Annotated in this window: 16 protein-coding genes and 1 pseudogene; 10 read left to right on the top strand and 7 right to left on the bottom strand. The window is 75.0% G+C overall.

Going from position 1 to position 16,327, the window contains the following annotated elements:
* The first annotated feature begins 10 nt into the window (after positions 1 to 10).
* Positions 11 to 781 carry a GntR family transcriptional regulator gene (locus QSK03_RS28980; RefSeq protein ID WP_285659057.1) on the top strand — a complete coding sequence of 257 codons (771 nt, stop codon included), beginning with the start codon at positions 11 to 13 and terminating at the stop codon, positions 779 to 781.
* A 12-nt stretch (positions 782 to 793) separates the two neighbouring features.
* On the opposite strand, the gene QSK03_RS28985 is transcribed toward QSK03_RS28980, so the two are convergent.
* The gene (locus QSK03_RS28985; protein ID WP_285659058.1) at positions 794 to 1,903 is read right to left on the bottom strand and encodes a YeiH family protein; all 1,110 of its coding nucleotides are present in this window, start codon (positions 1,901 to 1,903) and stop codon (positions 794 to 796) included.
* A gap of 134 nt (positions 1,904 to 2,037) precedes the next feature.
* Between QSK03_RS28985 and QSK03_RS28990 the strand changes: the two genes are divergently transcribed.
* The 5 genes from QSK03_RS28990 (at position 2,038) to QSK03_RS29010 (ending at position 8,221) form a co-directional block, all read left to right on the top strand.
* Positions 2,038 to 3,402 carry an MBL fold metallo-hydrolase gene (locus QSK03_RS28990; RefSeq protein WP_285659059.1) on the top strand — a complete coding sequence of 455 codons (1,365 nt, stop codon included), beginning with the start codon at positions 2,038 to 2,040 and terminating at the stop codon, positions 3,400 to 3,402.
* 253 nt (positions 3,403 to 3,655) lie between these two features.
* The gene (locus QSK03_RS28995) at positions 3,656 to 4,684 is read left to right on the top strand and encodes a 3-oxoacyl-ACP synthase III (RefSeq protein ID WP_285659060.1); all 1,029 of its coding nucleotides are present in this window, start codon (positions 3,656 to 3,658) and stop codon (positions 4,682 to 4,684) included.
* On the top strand, positions 4,681 to 5,577 hold the full coding sequence (locus tag QSK03_RS29000) for an alpha/beta fold hydrolase (RefSeq protein ID WP_285659061.1): 897 nt from the start codon (positions 4,681 to 4,683) through the stop codon (positions 5,575 to 5,577). The genes QSK03_RS28995 and QSK03_RS29000 overlap by 4 nt, the downstream gene beginning before the upstream one ends.
* Positions 5,574 to 7,229 carry a fatty acid CoA ligase family protein gene (locus QSK03_RS29005; protein ID WP_285659062.1) on the top strand — a complete coding sequence of 552 codons (1,656 nt, stop codon included), beginning with the start codon at positions 5,574 to 5,576 and terminating at the stop codon, positions 7,227 to 7,229. Before QSK03_RS29000 ends, QSK03_RS29005 begins: the two co-directional genes overlap by 4 nt.
* Positions 7,199 to 8,221: an NAD-dependent epimerase/dehydratase family protein gene (locus tag QSK03_RS29010; RefSeq protein ID WP_285659064.1), complete on the top strand. Its 1,023-nt coding sequence runs from the start codon at positions 7,199 to 7,201 to the stop codon at positions 8,219 to 8,221. The genes QSK03_RS29005 and QSK03_RS29010 overlap by 31 nt, the downstream gene beginning before the upstream one ends.
* Here QSK03_RS29010 and QSK03_RS29015 read toward each other — a convergent pair.
* Positions 8,158 to 8,604 (bottom strand): YchJ family protein, encoded by a 447-nt coding sequence (locus QSK03_RS29015; RefSeq protein ID WP_285659065.1) that lies wholly within the window; start codon positions 8,602 to 8,604, stop codon positions 8,158 to 8,160. The two genes, QSK03_RS29010 and QSK03_RS29015, sit on opposite strands and share 64 nt — an antisense overlap.
* Before the next feature lie 99 nt (positions 8,605 to 8,703).
* Between QSK03_RS29015 and QSK03_RS29020 the strand changes: the two genes are divergently transcribed.
* Positions 8,704 to 9,399: an ankyrin repeat domain-containing protein gene (locus QSK03_RS29020; protein ID WP_285659066.1), complete on the top strand. Its 696-nt coding sequence runs from the start codon at positions 8,704 to 8,706 to the stop codon at positions 9,397 to 9,399.
* 9 nt (positions 9,400 to 9,408) lie between these two features.
* Here the strand turns inward: QSK03_RS29020 and QSK03_RS29025 are convergent, their stop codons facing one another.
* Complete coding sequence (locus QSK03_RS29025; RefSeq protein WP_285659067.1) at positions 9,409 to 10,761, bottom strand: NAD(P)/FAD-dependent oxidoreductase; 1,353 nt, start codon at positions 10,759 to 10,761, stop codon at positions 9,409 to 9,411.
* 194 nt (positions 10,762 to 10,955) lie between these two features.
* Between QSK03_RS29025 and QSK03_RS29030 the strand changes: the two genes are divergently transcribed.
* On the top strand, positions 10,956 to 12,026 hold the full coding sequence (locus QSK03_RS29030; RefSeq protein WP_285659068.1) for a homocysteine S-methyltransferase family protein: 1,071 nt from the start codon (positions 10,956 to 10,958) through the stop codon (positions 12,024 to 12,026).
* A 13-nt stretch (positions 12,027 to 12,039) separates the two neighbouring features.
* Here QSK03_RS29030 and QSK03_RS29035 read toward each other — a convergent pair whose 3' ends face one another.
* Positions 12,040 to 12,618, bottom strand: coding sequence for a TetR/AcrR family transcriptional regulator (locus tag QSK03_RS29035; RefSeq protein WP_285659069.1), 579 nt, complete (start codon positions 12,616 to 12,618; stop codon positions 12,040 to 12,042).
* Between the two features lie 88 nt (positions 12,619 to 12,706).
* On the opposite strand from QSK03_RS29035, the gene QSK03_RS29040 reads away from it, so the two are divergent.
* Positions 12,707 to 13,159, top strand: coding sequence for an anthrone oxygenase family protein (locus QSK03_RS29040; protein ID WP_285659070.1), 453 nt, complete (start codon positions 12,707 to 12,709; stop codon positions 13,157 to 13,159).
* On the opposite strand, the gene QSK03_RS29045 is transcribed toward QSK03_RS29040, so the two are convergent.
* From QSK03_RS29045 to arr, 3 genes and pseudogenes are all read right to left on the bottom strand, one after another.
* Positions 13,137 to 14,270, bottom strand: coding sequence for an MBL fold metallo-hydrolase (locus tag QSK03_RS29045; protein ID WP_285659071.1), 1,134 nt, complete (start codon positions 14,268 to 14,270; stop codon positions 13,137 to 13,139). The two genes, QSK03_RS29040 and QSK03_RS29045, sit on opposite strands and share 23 nt — an antisense overlap.
* Before the next feature lie 37 nt (positions 14,271 to 14,307).
* Entirely contained in the window at positions 14,308 to 15,051 is a 744-nt protein-coding gene (locus QSK03_RS29050) for a TetR family transcriptional regulator (protein ID WP_285659072.1), read from the bottom strand.
* 158 nt (positions 15,052 to 15,209) lie between these two features.
* A pseudogene (gene arr, locus QSK03_RS29055) lies at positions 15,210 to 15,655 on the bottom strand (NAD(+)--rifampin ADP-ribosyltransferase).
* Between the two features lie 74 nt (positions 15,656 to 15,729).
* On the opposite strand from arr, the gene QSK03_RS29060 reads away from it, so the two are divergent.
* A complete protein-coding gene (locus QSK03_RS29060; protein WP_285659073.1) occupies positions 15,730 to 16,287 on the top strand; it encodes a cysteine hydrolase family protein in 558 nt (185 codons plus the stop codon).
* Positions 16,288 to 16,327 lie beyond the last annotated feature (40 nt).

The following is a 16,327-nucleotide window of genomic DNA, read 5'->3' on the forward strand; positions in this document are numbered from 1 at the left end:
GGCTGACGAGATGGCGCGGCGCCCGGTGGACCGGCAGAGTCCCGTCCCCCTGTGGTCGCAGGTCCGGGACGACCTGCGACGACGGCTCGCGGGGGGCGAGTTCGACGCGGTGTTCCCCGGCGAGAACGCCCTCGTCGCCGACTACGACGTCAGCCGCAACACGGTGCGGCAGGCGCTGCAGGGCCTGCGTGCCGAGGGGCTCGTCACCGCCGAACGCGGGCGGGCACCGCGGGTCCGGCACGCGGAGATCGAGCAGCCGGTCGGGACGCTCTACAGCCTGTTCGCGTCGGTCGAGGCCGCGGGCCTGACCCAGCACTCCGAGGTGCGCGTGCTCGACACGCGTGCCGACGGGGTCGTGGCTGCCCGCCTCGGGCTCGAGGAGTCGACCCCGCTCGTGCACCTCGAGCGGCTGCGGCGCGCCGGGGACGCACCGCTGGCCGTCGACCGGGTCTGGCTGCCCGCCTCGATCGCGGAGCCGCTGCTGGAGGCGGACTTCACCCACACCTCGCTCTACGCCGAGCTCGCCGACCGCACCGGCACGCGGCTGGAGTCCGGGCGCGAGCGCATCAGCGCCCAGCTGCCGACGCCCGGGGAACGCACCCTGCTGGAGTGCGCCCGGGACGTCGCGGTCTTCGTCATCGAGCGCACCGGTATCGCCGCCGGCCGGCCGGTCGAGTGGCGCCAGACCGTGGTGCGCGGCGACCGCTTCGCCTTCGACGCCCGCTTCTCGGCGCAGGGCTACCAGCTCGACGTCGCGTCCGCGCTGTCCCGCAGCGCCTGATCCGGGGTCGCGTCAGAGTGTGCCGGTGATCGCCTGGAGTCCCAGGCTGGACGCCGCCACGAGCACCCAGAGGCACGCGCCGAGGACCAGAGGGCGCACGCCAGCACGGCGCATGTCCGCCGGCCGCAGGCCGAGGCCGATGCCGGCGAGAGCGGTCGTGATCAGGAACGTGCCGGCGGCCGCGAGGCCCGCGTGCCAGGACGGGGGCACGACACCGACCGTGTCGAGCGCCGAGGCGACGACGAAGCCGACGAGGAACAGCGGCACGATCCGCCGCCAGGGCAGCGACCTCCAGAAGCCGGGCCCCTGATCGTCGGGCGTGCCCGGCCCCGCGTCACGACGCGCGATCCACACCGCGAGCACCACCACGATCGGGATGATCATCAGCGTGCGCACGAGCTTGACCACGACCGCCGCCGGGCCCGCGCCGTCGCCGAACGAGTACGCCGCCGCGACCACCGACGACGTGTCGTTGACCGCCGTCCCGGCCCACAGCCCGAAGGCCTGACCGTCCATGCCGAGCGCGTGGCCGAGCGGAGGGAACGCCAGCACCGCGAGCACGTTGAAGGTGAAGATCGTGCCGATCGCGTAGGCGACCTCGTGCTCCCTCGGACGCACGACCGCGGTCGTGGCAGCGATCGCCGACGCGCCGCAGATGCCGGTGCCGACGCCGATGAGCAGGCCGGTCGCGCCGCGGACGTCCAGCAGCCTGCTCAGGACCCAGGCCCCGGCCAGCGCGACGGCGAGCGTCCCGAGCATCACCGGGAGCGAGTCCAGGCCCACGGAAGCCACCTGGCCCAGCGAGAGCGTCGCACCGAGAACGACGATCGACGCCTGCAGCACCGGCCGGGCGGCGACGTCGAGGCCGGGCCGCAGCCGCGCGCCCGGGCGCAGGAACGCCCCGGCGACAATGCCGAGCACGATCCCGAACACCGGCGCGCCGACCACCGGGACGAGGTGTCCGAGCGGCGTCGCGATCCCGGCGACCACGAGCGCGAGCCCGAGACCCGGCACCACCGCGCGCACTCGTGATGACAGCCGGTCGACGCGGGACCGCGTCCCCCCGGGCGACGGCGTCGTGAGCACCTCGGTCGTCGGCACCCGCTCCGTCGTGGAACGCACCCGCCACCTCCTCCGATCCTCTACCCGCGCCCTCAGTATGTACCTACATTGGCCTCATGCAAGACCCGGATCATCGTTGACGGCCTCCCGAAGGCGCCTTAATGTAGGTACATATCGTCCCCGAGGAGGTCCCCGTGCACGTCGACGTGATCGCCACCGGCTCGCTCGGTGACCGCAGCCATGTGATCCACGACGGCGAGGTCGCCCTCGTCGTCGACCCGCAGCGGGACCTCGACCGCGTCGAGGCCGTCGCATCCCGGGAGGGGGTGCGGGTCGCGGCGGTCGCGGAGACCCACATCCACAACGACTACGTCACCGGCGGCCACGCCCTGGCCGCCGCGACGAGAGCGCCGTACCTCGTCCACGCGGCCGATCCGGTCGCGTTCGACCGCCGGGCGGTCGTCGACGGCGAGGAGATCCGGGTGGGGACGCTGCGGGTCCGCGCGGTGGCCACCCCGGGGCACACCGTCACGCACCTGGCCTACGTCGTGGACGACACCGCCGTGCCCGGCGAGCCGCCCGCGGTGTTCACCGGCGGATCGCTGCTGTTCGGCAGCGTGGGGCGCACCGATCTCGTCGATCCCGCGCGCACCGCGGACATGACCCGCGACCAGTACCGCTCGGCCCACCGGCTGGCCGACTCGCTGCCCGACGAGGCACACGTCTACCCCACCCACGGGTTCGGCAGCTTCTGCTCCTCCGGGTCGGCGACGGGGGCCGCGGCGAGCACGATCGGCACCGAGCGCGCGACCAACGACGCCCTGCTCGCGGTCGACGAGGACCGGTTCGTCGCCGGCCTGACCGCGCACCTCACCGCCTACCCGCGGTACTACGCCCACATGGCGCCCCGGAACCTGGCCGGGCCCGACGCCGCCGACCTCTCCCCCGCCGCCGCAGTCGACCGCGACGGGCTCCGCAAACGCATCGCCGACGGCGAGTGGGTGGTCGACCTGCGCGAGCGCACCGCCTTCGCCGCCCGGCACCTCGGCGGCACGATCGGCATCCCGCTCGGCCGCCAGTTCTCGACCTACCTCGGCTGGCTGATCCCCTGGGGGACACCGGTGACGCTCGTCGGGGAGACCGCGGACGACGTCGCCGTCGCCCAGCGCCAGCTCGCCCGTATCGGCATCGACCGCCCGGCCGGCGCCGCCGTCGGGCCTCTCGCCGACCTCGGCCCGTCCGGCGACCTGCGCCGCTACCCCACCGCGACGTTCGCCGACCTCGCCGCGCGGTCCGCCGTCGAGGCCGACGAGCCGGTCCTCGACGTGCGCCGGGACGACGAGCGGGCCCGCGGCGGCATCGCGGCGGCGCACCACGCACCACTGCAGGACCTCGCGGCGGGCCTCGACGGCCTGCCCGCCGGGCGGCTCTGGGTGCACTGCGCGTCGGGCTTCCGTGCCGGCATCGCCGCGAGCCTGCTCGACCGCGCCGGACGCGACGTCGTGCTCGTCGACGACGACTACGCCCGGGCTGTCGAGCTCGGCCTCGCCCGCGGCTGACCGCGCGACCGGCCGGCGATTGTCGGATGGATCGCACGGCCCATCCCCACCGGAACGCACCCGCGCGCGTATCGTCGTCGATCACCGATTTCCGCCCGACCATTCCTGCGGATGCCGCAGAATCGACTGCGCCGTGCGGCGGCATTCGGACAGCGTGTTCCCGTTACTGCTGTTCCTAGAACCGACGGTAGCGCACACCGGTGCCCACGGCTCCTCTGTGCGGCGTCCTCCGCGGCCCCGCAAGCTCGATGCCATGCGAGCTGCGCGGCGGTACGGCGACGTGGTGATCACCGGACTGGCGCACCTCGATGCGCCCCACGTGATCACGTCGGAGGAACTCGAGGAGCAGCTCGGCGGCATGTTCGCCCGGCTGCGCATCGCGCCGGGGCTGCTCGAGAGGCTCTCCGGCATCCGGGAGCGACGGGTGTGGGACGCGGGGACGATGCCCAGCGAGGTCGCCGCGGAGGCCGGCGAGAAGGCCCTCGAACGCAGCGGTGTCCCGCGCTCGGAGATCGGCGCGCTCATCAACACCTCGGTGAGCAGGGATCACCTCGAACCGTCGACGGCCAGCATCGTCCACGGCCGGATGTCCCTACCGCCCGAGGCCGTCAACTTCGACGTCGGGAATGCGTGCCTCGGATTCCTCGACGGCATGAACCTGGTGTCGTCGATGATCTCCGGCGGCGAGATCGACCACGGTCTCGTGGTCGCCGGCGAGACGAGCCGCGCGGCCACCGAGGGGACGGTCGCCCGCCTCGCCTCGGACGCGGCGACCCGGCGGATGTTCCACGAGCAGTTCGCCACGCTCACGGTCGGGTCCGGCGCCGTCGCGATGGTGCTGTCCCGGGCCGACGGGCCGGGCGGGCACCGCTACCGCGGCGGGCTCGGGCGTGCCAGCACCGTCGGCAACGCCGGGCTGTGCGTCGGGCAGGGGGACGAGATGCGCACCGACAGCAAAGGCCTCCTGATGGCGGGGATGGAGCTGGCGGGACGGGTCTGGAAGGAGGCCGTCGCGACCTTCGACTGGGACCCGACCGGCTACGACGCCTACTGCCTGCACCAGGTCAGCAAGGTGCACACCCAGGCCGTCGCCGACCAGCTCGGCCTGGACATCGAGCGCTTCCCGTCGCTGTACCCGCGCTTCGGCAACATCGGCCCGGCCGGGGTGCCGACGGTGCTGAGCAAGGCGGTCGAGGACGGCACGGTCACCGAGGGCTCGTCGGTGATGCTCATGGGGGTCGGCAGCGGCATCAACGCCGCGGCGGCGGAGGTGCACTGGTGAGCACCGCGACCGCTCTCGCCGGGTATCCGTTCACGCCGCACCGGGTCGAGGTCGGCGGGCACCGCATGTCCTACGTCGACGAGGGCGACCCCACGGCGCCGCCGGTCCTGCTCGTCCACGGCAACCCGACCTGGTCGTTCTACTACCGGAGCCTCCTGCAGGCCCTGCCTGCCCGCGGGCGGCGGGTGATCGCCCCCGACCACATCGGCATGGGCCTGTCGGACAAGCCGACGCCCGAGGACTACCCGCACACGCTCGCCCGCCGGGTCGCGGACCTGACCGCGTTCGTCGACGGGCTCGAGCTGACCGAGCCGGTGTCGCTGGTCGTCCACGACTGGGGCGGGCCCATCGGGCTCGCCTGGGCGGCAGAGCACCTCGACCGCGTCCGCGACGTCGTCGTGATGAACACCGGCGCCTTCCCGCTCCCCGCCGACCACGGGCTGCCCTGGATGCTGCAGGCGGCGCGCCTGCCCGTCGTCGGCGACGTCCTCGTCCGGCGCCTCGGGGCGTTCTCGCTCGGCGCGCTCGTGCTCGGCACCGGCCGGGCGTGGCTGCCGCCCGAGGCCCGCCGCGGGCTGCTCGCGCCCTACGACCGTCCCGAGCACCGGGTCGCGGTCCAGGCCTTCGTGCGCGACATCCCGCTCGGCCCCGACGACCCGGCCCACCCGGTGCTCGTCCGCCTCGCCGCCCGGCTCCCCGACCTCGACGCCCGGCCGGTGCAGGTGCACTGGGGGATGAAGGACCCGGTGTTCGACGCCGACATCCTCGCCCACGTCGAGCACCACCTCCCCCACGCCGAGGTGCACCGCTACCCGGACGCCGGCCACTACGTCCTCGAGGACGCGACCCCGGCGATCGTCGAGCGTGTCGGCGCGTTCCTGGACCGCCGGTGACCACACCGACCGCGGTCACCGCGCTCGACGAGCTGCTCGCCGCGCACGCGCGGGAGCGGCCGGACGCGGCCGCGCTCGTCCTGCCGTCGCCGGGCCGGTCGTGGCTCGAGCCGTGGCTCGGCGACCGCGTCACCCACGAGGTCACCTTCGGCGCGCTCGAGCGCCGGGTGGGGCACGTCGCCGCCGGCCTGCGGAGCGCCGGCATCGGCCCCGGGACGCGCGTGGCGCTGCTCGTCCCGCCGTCGGACGAGTTCTTCGTCGTCGCCTACGCCCTCATGCGGGTCCGCGCCGTCCCGGTCGTCGTCGATCCGGGCATCGGGCTGCGCCGCGTGGGCAGCTGCCTCGGTCAGGTCGCCCCCGAGGTCGTCATCGGGACCACGCAGGCACACCTCGCCCGCCGGGCGCTGCGCTGGTGCCCGGGAGCCCGCCTCGCCCTCGGGGTCGGCGCCGTCCCCGCCCCGGGCACCACGCCGCTGCGCCGGCTCGAGCGCACCGGGCGCCACCTCGGGCCGGCCGGGCCCGTCGAGCGTCCTGCCGGGAGCCCGGCGGCCATCGTGTTCACCAGCGGCAGCACCGGGCCGCCCAAGGGCGTCGAGCACGACGACGCGGGCCTCCTCGCGCAGGCCGGCCTCGTGCGCGACCTGTACGGCCTCGCGCCGGGCGACGTCAGCCTGGCGACCTTCCCGCCGTTCGCGCTGTTCGGGCCCGCGCTCGGTATGACCACCGTCGTGCCCCGCATGGACCCGACCCGGCCCGCCCGCGTCGTCCCGGCGCGGCTGGTCCGCGCCGCGCGGCGCACCGGGGCCACGGTCATGTTCGGCTCGCCCGCGGTCCTCGACCGCCTGGGGCGCGGCGCGCCGGCCGGCACGTCGCTCCACCGCCTGCGCCGGATCATCTCCGCGGGCGCGCCGATCCCGCGCGACGTCCAGCGCCGGGTCCTCGCCCTGCTCGGGCCCGGCGCGCAGGTCCACACCCCGTACGGGGCCACCGAGGCCCTGCCGGTCACCTCGATCGGCAGCGACGAGCTGCTGGAGCTGCCCGACGACGGGATCTGCGTGGGCCGCCCGGTGGCCGGGGTCGACGTGACCCTGATCCGGGTGGTGGACGGCCCGGTCCGCGCGCTGACCCCGGACCTGGCGGTCCCCGCCGGGGAGGTCGGCGAGGTGGTGGTCCGCGGCCCGGTGGTCAGCCGGCGCTACGCCGACCGCCCCGACGCGACCGCCGCCGCCACCCTCGACTGGGACGGCGCGCCGGCGCACCGCATGGGCGACCTCGCGGCGTACGACGCGGCCGGGCGGCTCTGGTACGCCGGCCGCGTCGCCCACACCGTGCCGACCGCCGACGGCCCGCTCCACAGCGTGCCGTGCGAGGAGGTCGTCAACCGCCACCCCGCCGTCCGCCGCAGCGCCCTCGTGGGGGTGGGGACCGGTCCCGTCCGCGAGCCCGTGATCGTCGTCGAGCTCGTCGCCCGCGCCCGGATGACCGACAGCCTGCGGGCCGCGCTGCGCGCGCACGCCGCGACCGACCCTCGCACCGCGTCGATCACCACCGTCCTCGCGCACCCGGGGCTGCCGGTCGACCCCCGCCACAACTCGAAGATCGACCGCGACGCGCTGGCCCGGTGGGCGACGACCCGGCTGGGCGTGCGGTGAAGGCCCTCGTCACCGGCGGCGGCGGATTTCTCGGCGGCGCCGTCGTCGACGCCCTGCTCGCGCGGGGCACGGAGGTCACCAGCCTGGCCCGGGGCGCCTATCCCGACCTCGAGGCCCGGGGCGTGCGGACGCTGCGGGGCGACCTCGCGGACCCGAGCGCGGCGCACGCCGCCGTGGCGGGCCAGGACGTCGTCGTCCACGTGGCCGCCAAGGCCGGGCTGTGGGGGCGCGACGAGGAGTTCCACCACAGCAACGTCGTCGGCACCCGCGTCCTGCTCGACGCATGCCGCGACACCGGCGTCGCGCGTTTCGTCTTCACCAGCACACCGAGCGTCGTGCACCGCGGCGGCGACATCGCCGGCGGTGACGAGTCGCTCCCCTACGCCGAGCACTACGACTCGGCCTACCCGCGCACCAAGGCCGAGGCCGAGCGTCTGGTCCTCGCCGCGAACGGGCCCGACCTCGCCACCACGGCGCTGCGGCCCCACCTCGTGTGGGGTCCCGGCGACACCCAGCTGGTCCCCCGCATCCTCGCCCGGGCCCGCGCCGGCACCCTGCGCCTCGTCGGGGACGGCTCGGCGGTGATCGACACGACGTACGTCGACGACGCCGCGGCCGCGCACCTCGACGCCGTCGACCGCCTCGCCCCGGACGCCGCCTGCGCCGGGCGGGCCTACTTCGTGACCTCGGGCGACCCGCGACCCGTGCGCGAGCTGGTCGACGGCATCCTCGGCGCCGGCGGCCTGGCTCCCGTGACGGGCACGGTGCCGCGACCCGTCGCCGTCGCGGCGGGCGCCGCGGTTGAGACGGCGTGGCGGCTGCTGGGCGGGCTCGTCGACCTCGGCGAGCCCCCGATGACCCGGTTCCTCGCCCGCCAGCTCGCCACCACGCACTGGTTCGACATCTCCGCCGTGCGCCGCGACCTCGGCTACGAGCCCCGCGTCGACCTCGACGAGGGCTTCGCGCGCCTCGCCCGGGCGCTGGCCGGCTGACCGACGCCGTCCACGTAGACCCATCTCCCGGCGTGCCGGGCGAACCGGCTCCGCTCGTGCTGGACGTCGGCCCGCCCGCGACGCCGGCTGTGGGCACGGAACTCCACGACACCCTCGGCGTCGAACGGGCTCCCGCCGACACGGTCCAGCACCTCGAGCCCGGTCCACTCCACGCCGGGGTCGAGGTCCAGCGCGGGGGGTCGGTGATCCGGGTGCCAGGTGCGCACCAGGTACTCGTCGTCGCCGTGGACGAAGGCCGTGTAGCGCGACCGCATCAGGGCCTCCGCCGTCGGCGGGGCGGGGCCGTCGGCGGCCAGGTAGCGGCCGCAGCACGCGGGGAACGTCTCGAGCGAGCCGCAGGGACAGCGGGCAACGTCGTCCACGCCCGGGGAGGATAGGCCCGGACCTGATGCAGGAGGCGGGCGCAGCGGGTCTGATCGGGGGACTGACACGCCGGCACCCGTCGGGAAGGGTCGACGCCGATGGTTCGACCTGCTCCGGCCGAGACCCGCCTCGTGTGGGACTCCGTGGTCCAGCGCTCCGACCTCGAGCCGACCGTCCTCGCCCTGCGCGACTCGTTCTCCGACGCCGTCGAACAGGGTCACTGGGCGCACGTGGCGACGCTGCTGGACCGCACCGACGAGGACCTGCCGTCGGCGCTGAGCGCCAACGCCCTGCGCGCGGGCGACGCGGCAGGGACGGCGCCCGTGCACCACGCGGCCCTCCAGGGGGCGCACCCGGACGTCGTCGACGACCTCGTCCGGCGCGGTGCGTGGCGCACGTTGCGCACCGCCGACGGCGACACCGCCGAGGACCTGGCCCGCCGCCTCGGGCACGCCGGGCTCGCCGACCGGCTCCGCCCGGACGTCGCCCTCGACGTGGACGAGGAGACCTGGACCAGTCTCGAGATCTTCCTGCACGCGTTGATCGAGGTGCGGACCCGTCGGCTGGATCGACGCCTGCGCCCGCCGCAGCTCGGGCCCCTGCTCGAGCACCCCGACGCCACGATGTGGGTCGGGGTCCCCGGGATGTACGGCGGGTTCGCGTGCCGCTGGGCGGAGGACACCGCCGAGCCGACGGTCGAGGTCCGCAGCTGGAGCCGGGTCGTCGGGGGGTCGAGCCGGGCGCACCACATCACCGCGGAGGGGGTCCGGCCCGTCACCCGCGGGCTGCTCTGACCCCGGGGGTCAGCTCCACGGGAAAGGCGAGTGGCTGGTCGGGTGGAGCTCGCCGCGCCCGTAGCGGGCGAGGCGGAACGGCGCGAGGAGGTCCTGGGGCTCGCCGAGCAGTTCCCGCGCGACCAGCGCGCCGACGCCGATCATCTTGTAGCCGTGGTTGGAGTCGGCGATGACGTAGGCGTTGCCGCGCACCCCGTCGAACACCGGGAAGCTGTCCGGGGTGAAGGCGCCGAGACCACCCGAGGGCTCGCGACGGTAGACGTCGCGGCGTCCCTCGAAGCGCTTGTGGCAGGCGGCGAGCGCGGAGGTCCACATCCGCACGAAGTCCGTGCCCACGACGAACTCGGGGCTGGCCGGGCCGTACGGGTCGACGGCCACGGTGTCCGCGGGCCGGCCCACCGGCTCCGGTGACGCCCCGCCCTGGACGCCGCCGAAGTGGAAGTCGGGCTTGTAGTAGATGCCCCAGATCTCGTCGGTGATCAGCTCCCCGTCGACGTCGTCGTACAGCGGGGAATCCGAGTCGACGTGGACGACCGGCGGGAACCGCCCGTGGTTGTCGGTGAACTCCTGGGGGTCGACGCCGAGGATGCCCTCCTGCAGCGCCCAGTAGGTCCACATCGGGGCGTCGGGGACCTCGCCGCCCTCCGGGGTGCGCACCGTGATCGTCGACGGCATCCCGAGCATCGACCAGAGGTCGCGGATCCAGGGCCCGACCGCGGCGACGAGGTGCTCGCAGGCGATCGTCCCGGCGTCGGTCTCGACCGCGTCGACCCGGTCGCCGGTGAGGCGCAGCCCGGTGACGGTGACGCCGGTGAGGATGGTGGCGCCGGCCGCGCGCACCTTGTCGGCGAGCCCGCGCAGCGAGGCGACGTTGTTGGCGTACCCGCCGCGCTTCTCGTGCAGGATCACCGACACCCCGGGGGCCTGCCAGTCCGAGAAGATCTCCCGCATGTAGTCGCGACAGGCCTCGACACCTTCCACCAGCACCGACTCGTAGCCGATGGCCTGCTGCTCGGCGTGGATTTGCACCACGTCGTCGTGCATCGCGTCCGGAGCGGCCTGGATGTAGCCGACCCCGTGGTACGAGAAGGCCTCCGGGTCGGACTCCCACACGGCCACCGAGTGCGCCATGAGCCGGCGCATGGCGGGCTGGAAGTAGTTGTTGCGGATGACGCCGCACGCCACGCCCGAGGCGCCCGCGCCGATGGCGGTCTTGTCGAGGACGAGGACCTCGCTGCCGTCGCCGAGGCCGCGGGCGCGCAGCTCCGTCGCGAGGTGCCACGCGGTCGACAGCCCGTGGACGCCGGCGCCGACGATCACGTAGCGGGCTGCGGTGGGGATGGTGGGGACGGTGGGGTCCATGCTGCTCACCCGTTTCGCCGACGACGCGATCGGCCCCAGCGTGCGGCACGCGAGGGCGCTCGGGAAGCGTTCGGCGAGCCGCGGGTCATAAGGCGCGCCTTCTCCGACCAGTGACGCTTCGGATGGGTCGCGCGACGTCACGGCGGTGCCGGAGCGCGACCCTGGGGGAGATCCGCCACGAAAGCGAGACGACCATGGCCCTCCCCCAGCCGGCACCGGAACCCGCTCGCCGTCGCACCCTCCACGAACGGCTGGCGACGGCCCCTGTCGTCTGCGGCGAGGGCTACCTCTTCGAGCTCGAGCGCCGCGGCTACCTGCAGGCCGGGGCGTTCGTGCCCGAGGTGGTCCTCGAGCATCCCGAGGAGGTCGAGGCGCTGCACCGGCAGTTCGTGCACGCCGGCTCCGACGTCGTCGAGGCCTTCACCTACTACGCGCACCGCGAGAAGCTGCGCGTGATCGGCAAGGACGGCATCCTCGAGCCGCTCAACCGGCAGGCCCTCGAGATCGCCCGCCGCGTCGCCGACGGCACCGGCACGCTGCTCGCCGGCAACATCTGCAACACCGGGGTCTACGACCCGGCCGATCCCGCGACGCACGCCGCCGTCCGCGAGATGTTCACCGAGCAGGTCGGCTGGGCCGCGGAGGCCGGCGCGGACTTCGTCATCGGGGAGACGTTCCGCTTCCTCGGCGAGGCGCGGATCGCGCTCGAGGTGATCCGTGCGGCCGGCCTGCCGTCGGTCGTCCTGCTCGTCGCGGGCCACGAGCCGACGACCCGGGACGGCGTGGCGATCACCCAGGCGTGCCGCGCGATGGCGGACGCCGGCGCCGACGTCGTCGGGCTCAACTGCGTCCGCGGACCGGCCACCATGCTCCCGCTGCTCGGGCCGATCGCCGCGGCGGTCGACTGTCCTGTCGCGGCGCTGCCGGTGCCCTACCGGACCACCCCGGAGCAGCCGACCTTCCACGCCCTGCGCGACCCGGAGCCCCTCCCCCTGCCCGCCGAGCTGCCCTTCCCGACCGCGCTCGACCCCTTCACCTGCCACCGCTACGAGATCGCCGACTTCACCCGCCGGGCCCGGGCCGCGGGCGTGCGCTACTTCGGTCTGTGCTGTGGCGCCGCCCCCCACCACCTGCGGGCGATGGCCGAGACGCTCGGCCGCACCCCGCCGGCGAGCCGCTACTCCCCCGACATGTCCAAGCACGTGTACCTCGGCGCCGACCGCCGGCTGCGGGCGGCGAACCAGGAGTACCGGCACTCGTTGTGACGGCGCGCCCTGGTCACCCGTGCCGGTCCGCCGCGAAGCGGGCCGCGAGGTCGGCCACGCGACGCCTCCGGTGGCGCGGGCGCACCCGGCCGGCGCGCTCGAGCAGGGTGACGCCGTGGAGGGCGCTCCAGAACACCTCGGTCGCCGTGCCCTCGCCGTCGTCGCCGATCGCGTCGGCGAGGACGTCGAACCCCGCCCGGAGCTCGGCGCGGGTGTCGTCGCGGGCGAACTCGGCGTCGATGGGCTCCTGGAACATGGCCTCGTAGACCGCGGGGTGCTCGCGGCCGAAGTCGAGGTAGGCGACGGCCACCGCCTCGATGGCCCGCCGCCCCCGCTTGCGGCCGAGCGCGGCGCGGCACCGTTGCGTGAGGTCGACGAAGCCCTCGAGCGCGACCGCCAGCATGATCTCCGACTTGCCGCCGGGGAAATGGCTGTAGAGCACGGGCTGGGTGTAGCCGATGGTCTCGGCGAGGTGCCTGGTCGTCACGGTCGACCATCCGCCGCCGTCGGCGCGCTCCCGGGCGGCGGCCAGGATGCGGCGACGGCGCTCGTCGAGGCGCTCCTGCCGCGTCTGCCGCGTCTGCTCCGCCATCGGTCTCCTCCCTTGCCGGTCGCGTCGCGACGGACGTAGCCTAGCAACGCTAGAACTTCTAGCGCCGCTAGTCGCAGAGGAGCCCGCCATGACACCCGTTCTCGCCGTCGTCACCGCGACCGTCGTCGGCCTCATGGTCGGCGTCGAGCTCGCGGTCGCGGTCGTCGTCAACCCGATCCTGCTGCGCCTGCCGGCCGGCGCCTCGCTCGCGGCGCGGGCGGACGGCGGGCGCATGCTGGGGCGCCTGATGCCGTTCTGGTACGTCGGCTCCCTGGTCCTCACCGCGGCCCTCGCGGCGGTCGCCTGGGGCACGCCGGGCGCCACCACGGCGCTCGTCGCCGGCGTGCTGCTGGCCCTCGGCGTCGTCCTGTCCGTCGCGCTGCTGGTCCCGATCAACAACCGCTCGAGGACGTGGACCGCCGAGGATCACCCCGACGACTGGCGCGAGCAGCACCGGCGCTGGGATCGCCTCCACCACGGCCGCGTCGCGATCATCGTCGTGGCCTTCGTGCTCGTCGTCATCGCGGCGACGACGGTGTGACCAGCGCCCGCCACCACGGGCCGCCGTCCGGGACGGCCCGGGGCCCGTTCGAGAGGTCCAGACGCTCGCCCGGACACGGGAGCGCGAGCACGACGTCGCGTGCCGCGGCGTCGGCCACCGTCCGCTCGGCGGGTTCGGCCCACGGGTGGAAGCCGAGCACGAAGGTCGCCCAGTGGACGGGCAGCATGACGGCGCCCCCGAGGTCGACGTGGGCCGCGACGGCCTGCTCGGGCGTCGTGTGGATGTCCGGCCAGAGGTCGGCGTAGGCCCCGACGGGCAGCAGAGTCAGGTCGAACGGGCCGTGCTCGGCGCCCGTCCGCCCGTGCGCCGCGGTCGGCCCGGTGTCCCCCGCGACGTAGACCGCGTGGTCGGGCCCGGCGACCGCCCACGCGGCCCACTGCGTGGTGTTGCGCCGGAACCCCCGCCCGGAGAAGTGCCGGCACTCCAGGCACGTCAGCCTCAGCCCGGCGACCTCGACGACGTCGTCCCAGTCGCCCTCGACGATCCGCGCGGGCGGGACGCCCCACGACCGCAGGTGCGCGCCGACCCCGATCGGGGCGACGAACGTCGCGCCGGTGCCGCGGGCGAGCGCGGTGATCGTCGGACGGTCGAGGTGGTCGTAGTGGTCGTGGCTGAGCAGGACGACGTCGACCTCGCCGATCGCTGCGAGCGTGGCGGGCGGCGGGTGCAGGCGGCGGGGTCCGAAGCGCGGCACGGGGGACGTCCGCTCCGACCACACGGGGTCGACGAGCACCCGGCGGCCGTCGACCTCGAGCAGGACGCTCGCGTGCCCGAGCCACGTCGCGGCCAGGGCGGCGCGCTCGCGGCGTGGCTCGTGCTGCGCGAGCGGGATCGGCGCGGGCGGGACGCCGTCGGGGCGGCGGGAGAGCAGCATCGTCGCGAGCTGTCGCACCGTCAGATCGGGACGCGGGAGGCCCGGTTCGCGGTTGGCGAAGGACCCGCCCGGCGCGTGGGGCGACCGGTGCGCGGCCCGGCGCAGCGTCGCGCGACGCGCACCCATGTTCCGGCGGACGTGCAGGCCGAGTCCGGCGACCGCGAGCAGACCGGCGGTGGCGGCGCCGAGCAGCAGGGCGCGGATCGCTCGGGGCATGATCCCCACGGTACGGAGACGATCTCCGCCGCCACGGTCACGGCGCGGTCGACGGCTCCCCGATCGGCCGGACGGCGAGGTGCTCGGCGTCCCCGGGTCCGACACCGAGCGGACGCGGGCGCCGGGCCCAGGGCCGCGCGTCCCACCGCGCGCGCCACTCGGCGGTCGCGACCAGCGGCAGCAGGCCGGCCCAGAAGTCGTTCATCAGATCCCAGAGCGCCTCCGGGGAGCCCGGCGCCTCGTTCACCGTCGCGCGCCCTGCGAACCCCGCGACCAGCTCGCGGGCGACCCACGCCGGGTCGGCCTCGGGCCGCAGGAGGCCCGCCCGCTGGGCCTGCCCGAGCAGGTCCTCGGCCTGGTCACGCCACCAGCCCGAGATCTCGGCCAGGGTCGGCGAGGCCACGACCCCGTCCCGCAGCACGCGCCCGGCGCCGCGCACCACCGGGTCGTCGAGGCGCACGGTGACCGCGTCCGTCAGCAGGACCAGCGCCTCGAGAGCGTCGCGCCCCGCCGTGGTCACGGCGTCGGTCACGGCGTCCCACGAGTCGGTCATGGCCGCCACCAGCGCCTCGGCGACCGCCTGTTTCGAGGAGAAGTGGAAGTAGAACGCGCCCTTGGTCGCCGCGCCGTCGCCCACCAGCTCGCTGAGCGCCGTGCCGTGGAAGCCCTGTACCGCGAACCGCTCCCCCGCGGCCGTCAGCAGCGCCCGGTGCGTGGCCTGGGACCGCGCCTGGCGCGGGAGCCGCCGGCCGTCGCCGGCCGTCCCGATCGTCGCCACCATCGGACACCCCCCTGCCTCGCCGACGGCGAGCATCCCACGGTCTTGCCCGAACGCATACCGCTCGGTACTTTTCTCCTCGGCACGGTCGGCGAGGGCGTGTCCGCAGTCGGGGGTGGCGTCGCCGGACCGGGGGGCCGGCGGCGCCTCGCCGACGGTGGTCAGTCGTCGATGACCGCGAGACGCGTCGCCGGAGGTCGTCGAGGCCATCCTGCATCGTCCGGCGCTGCTCGGGGGTATGGCCGACCCAGCCCTCGAGCTCAGCGACCACGCGGACGGGCTCGCGGGTCCGGTACGAGCGCGTGGGGTTCCCGGGGAGCTTCTTGTCGGTGACGTTGGGGTCGTCCTCGAGGGCGCCCGTCGGCTCCACGACGTAGATGCGGCCGGGGCCGTCCCCGACGGCGAACTCGGCTCCCCAGGCCGCGGCGTCGAGCGTCTCGGTCACGTAGACGTGGTTCATGATCCGGCCCGCCTCGTAGTTCGACGGGCGTCCGGGGACCAGCAGGTCGCCGACCGCCAGGTTGGCCTTGGTCCCGTGCAGCAGGGACCCCGACTCGTGGACCTCGAACGGGGTCGGTCCGGTGGTCGCGTCCTGTCCACTCGCCATCGCCAGGTCTCCGTCTCTCCCGCTCCGTCCGCGGGTACCGATCATCCGACACCCCCGGCGCGGAGGAGACGACGATGTCGCGCAGTGCCGTCCTCGTGATGGACGTCCAGACCATGGTCCTCGCCCGGATCCCCGACCCGGAGTACCTCGCCAGGCTGCGCGAGGTGATCGACACCGCGCGGGCCGCCGACATCCCGGTGATCTACGTGGTCGTGGGCTTCCGGCCCGGCGCCCCCGAGGTCAGCCCGCGCAACAAGCTGTTCGCCGGCGTCGTCGCCCGCCTCGGCGACGCCGACCCGCAGGCGACCGCGATCCCCGCGGAGGTGGCACCGCGGGACGGTGACGTCGTGGTCACCAAGCGCCGCGTCAGCGGCTTCGCCGGCAGCGACCTCGACATGGTGCTCCGCGCCCAGGACATCGACCACCTCGTCCTCACCGGGGTCGCCACCAGCGGTGTCGTGCTCTCGACCCTCCGGCAGGCGGCGGACCTCGACTTCGCGCTCACCGTCCTCGCCGACTGCTGCCTCGACCGCGATCCCGAGGTCCACCGCGTGCTGACCGAGAAGGTCTTCCCGAGCCAGGCCGACGTCACCACCGCGGCCGACTGGATCGCGGCGGCGGACCGGACCTGACGTCACCGACCCGCGCTCCGACCTGTCCTCCCGGTGACAG

The sequence above is a fragment of the Actinomycetospora sp. NBRC 106375 genome (assembly GCF_030269665.1).
Classification (GTDB): Bacteria; Actinomycetota; Actinomycetes; order Mycobacteriales; family Pseudonocardiaceae; genus Actinomycetospora.

Coding starts and splice junctions, on each gene's coding strand:
- QSK03_RS29030 (WP_285659068.1), top strand. CDS start 10,956: ATGGCCCTCCCCCAGCCGGCACCGGAACCCGCTCGCCGTCGCACCCTC.
- QSK03_RS28995 (WP_285659060.1), top strand. CDS start 3,656: ATGCGAGCTGCGCGGCGGTACGGCGACGTGGTGATCACCGGACTGGCG.
- QSK03_RS29040 (WP_285659070.1), top strand. CDS start 12,707: ATGACACCCGTTCTCGCCGTCGTCACCGCGACCGTCGTCGGCCTCATG.
- QSK03_RS29035 (WP_285659069.1), bottom strand. CDS start 12,618: ATGGCGGAGCAGACGCGGCAGACGCGGCAGGAGCGCCTCGACGAGCGC.
- QSK03_RS29020 (WP_285659066.1), top strand. CDS start 8,704: ATGGTTCGACCTGCTCCGGCCGAGACCCGCCTCGTGTGGGACTCCGTG.
- QSK03_RS29045 (WP_285659071.1), bottom strand. CDS start 14,270: ATGCCCCGAGCGATCCGCGCCCTGCTGCTCGGCGCCGCCACCGCCGGT.
- QSK03_RS29025 (WP_285659067.1), bottom strand. CDS start 10,761: ATGGACCCCACCGTCCCCACCATCCCCACCGCAGCCCGCTACGTGATC.
- QSK03_RS28980 (WP_285659057.1), top strand. CDS start 11: ATGGCGCGGCGCCCGGTGGACCGGCAGAGTCCCGTCCCCCTGTGGTCG.
- QSK03_RS29050 (WP_285659072.1), bottom strand. CDS start 15,051: ATGGTGGCGACGATCGGGACGGCCGGCGACGGCCGGCGGCTCCCGCGC.
- QSK03_RS29060 (WP_285659073.1), top strand. CDS start 15,730: ATGTCGCGCAGTGCCGTCCTCGTGATGGACGTCCAGACCATGGTCCTC.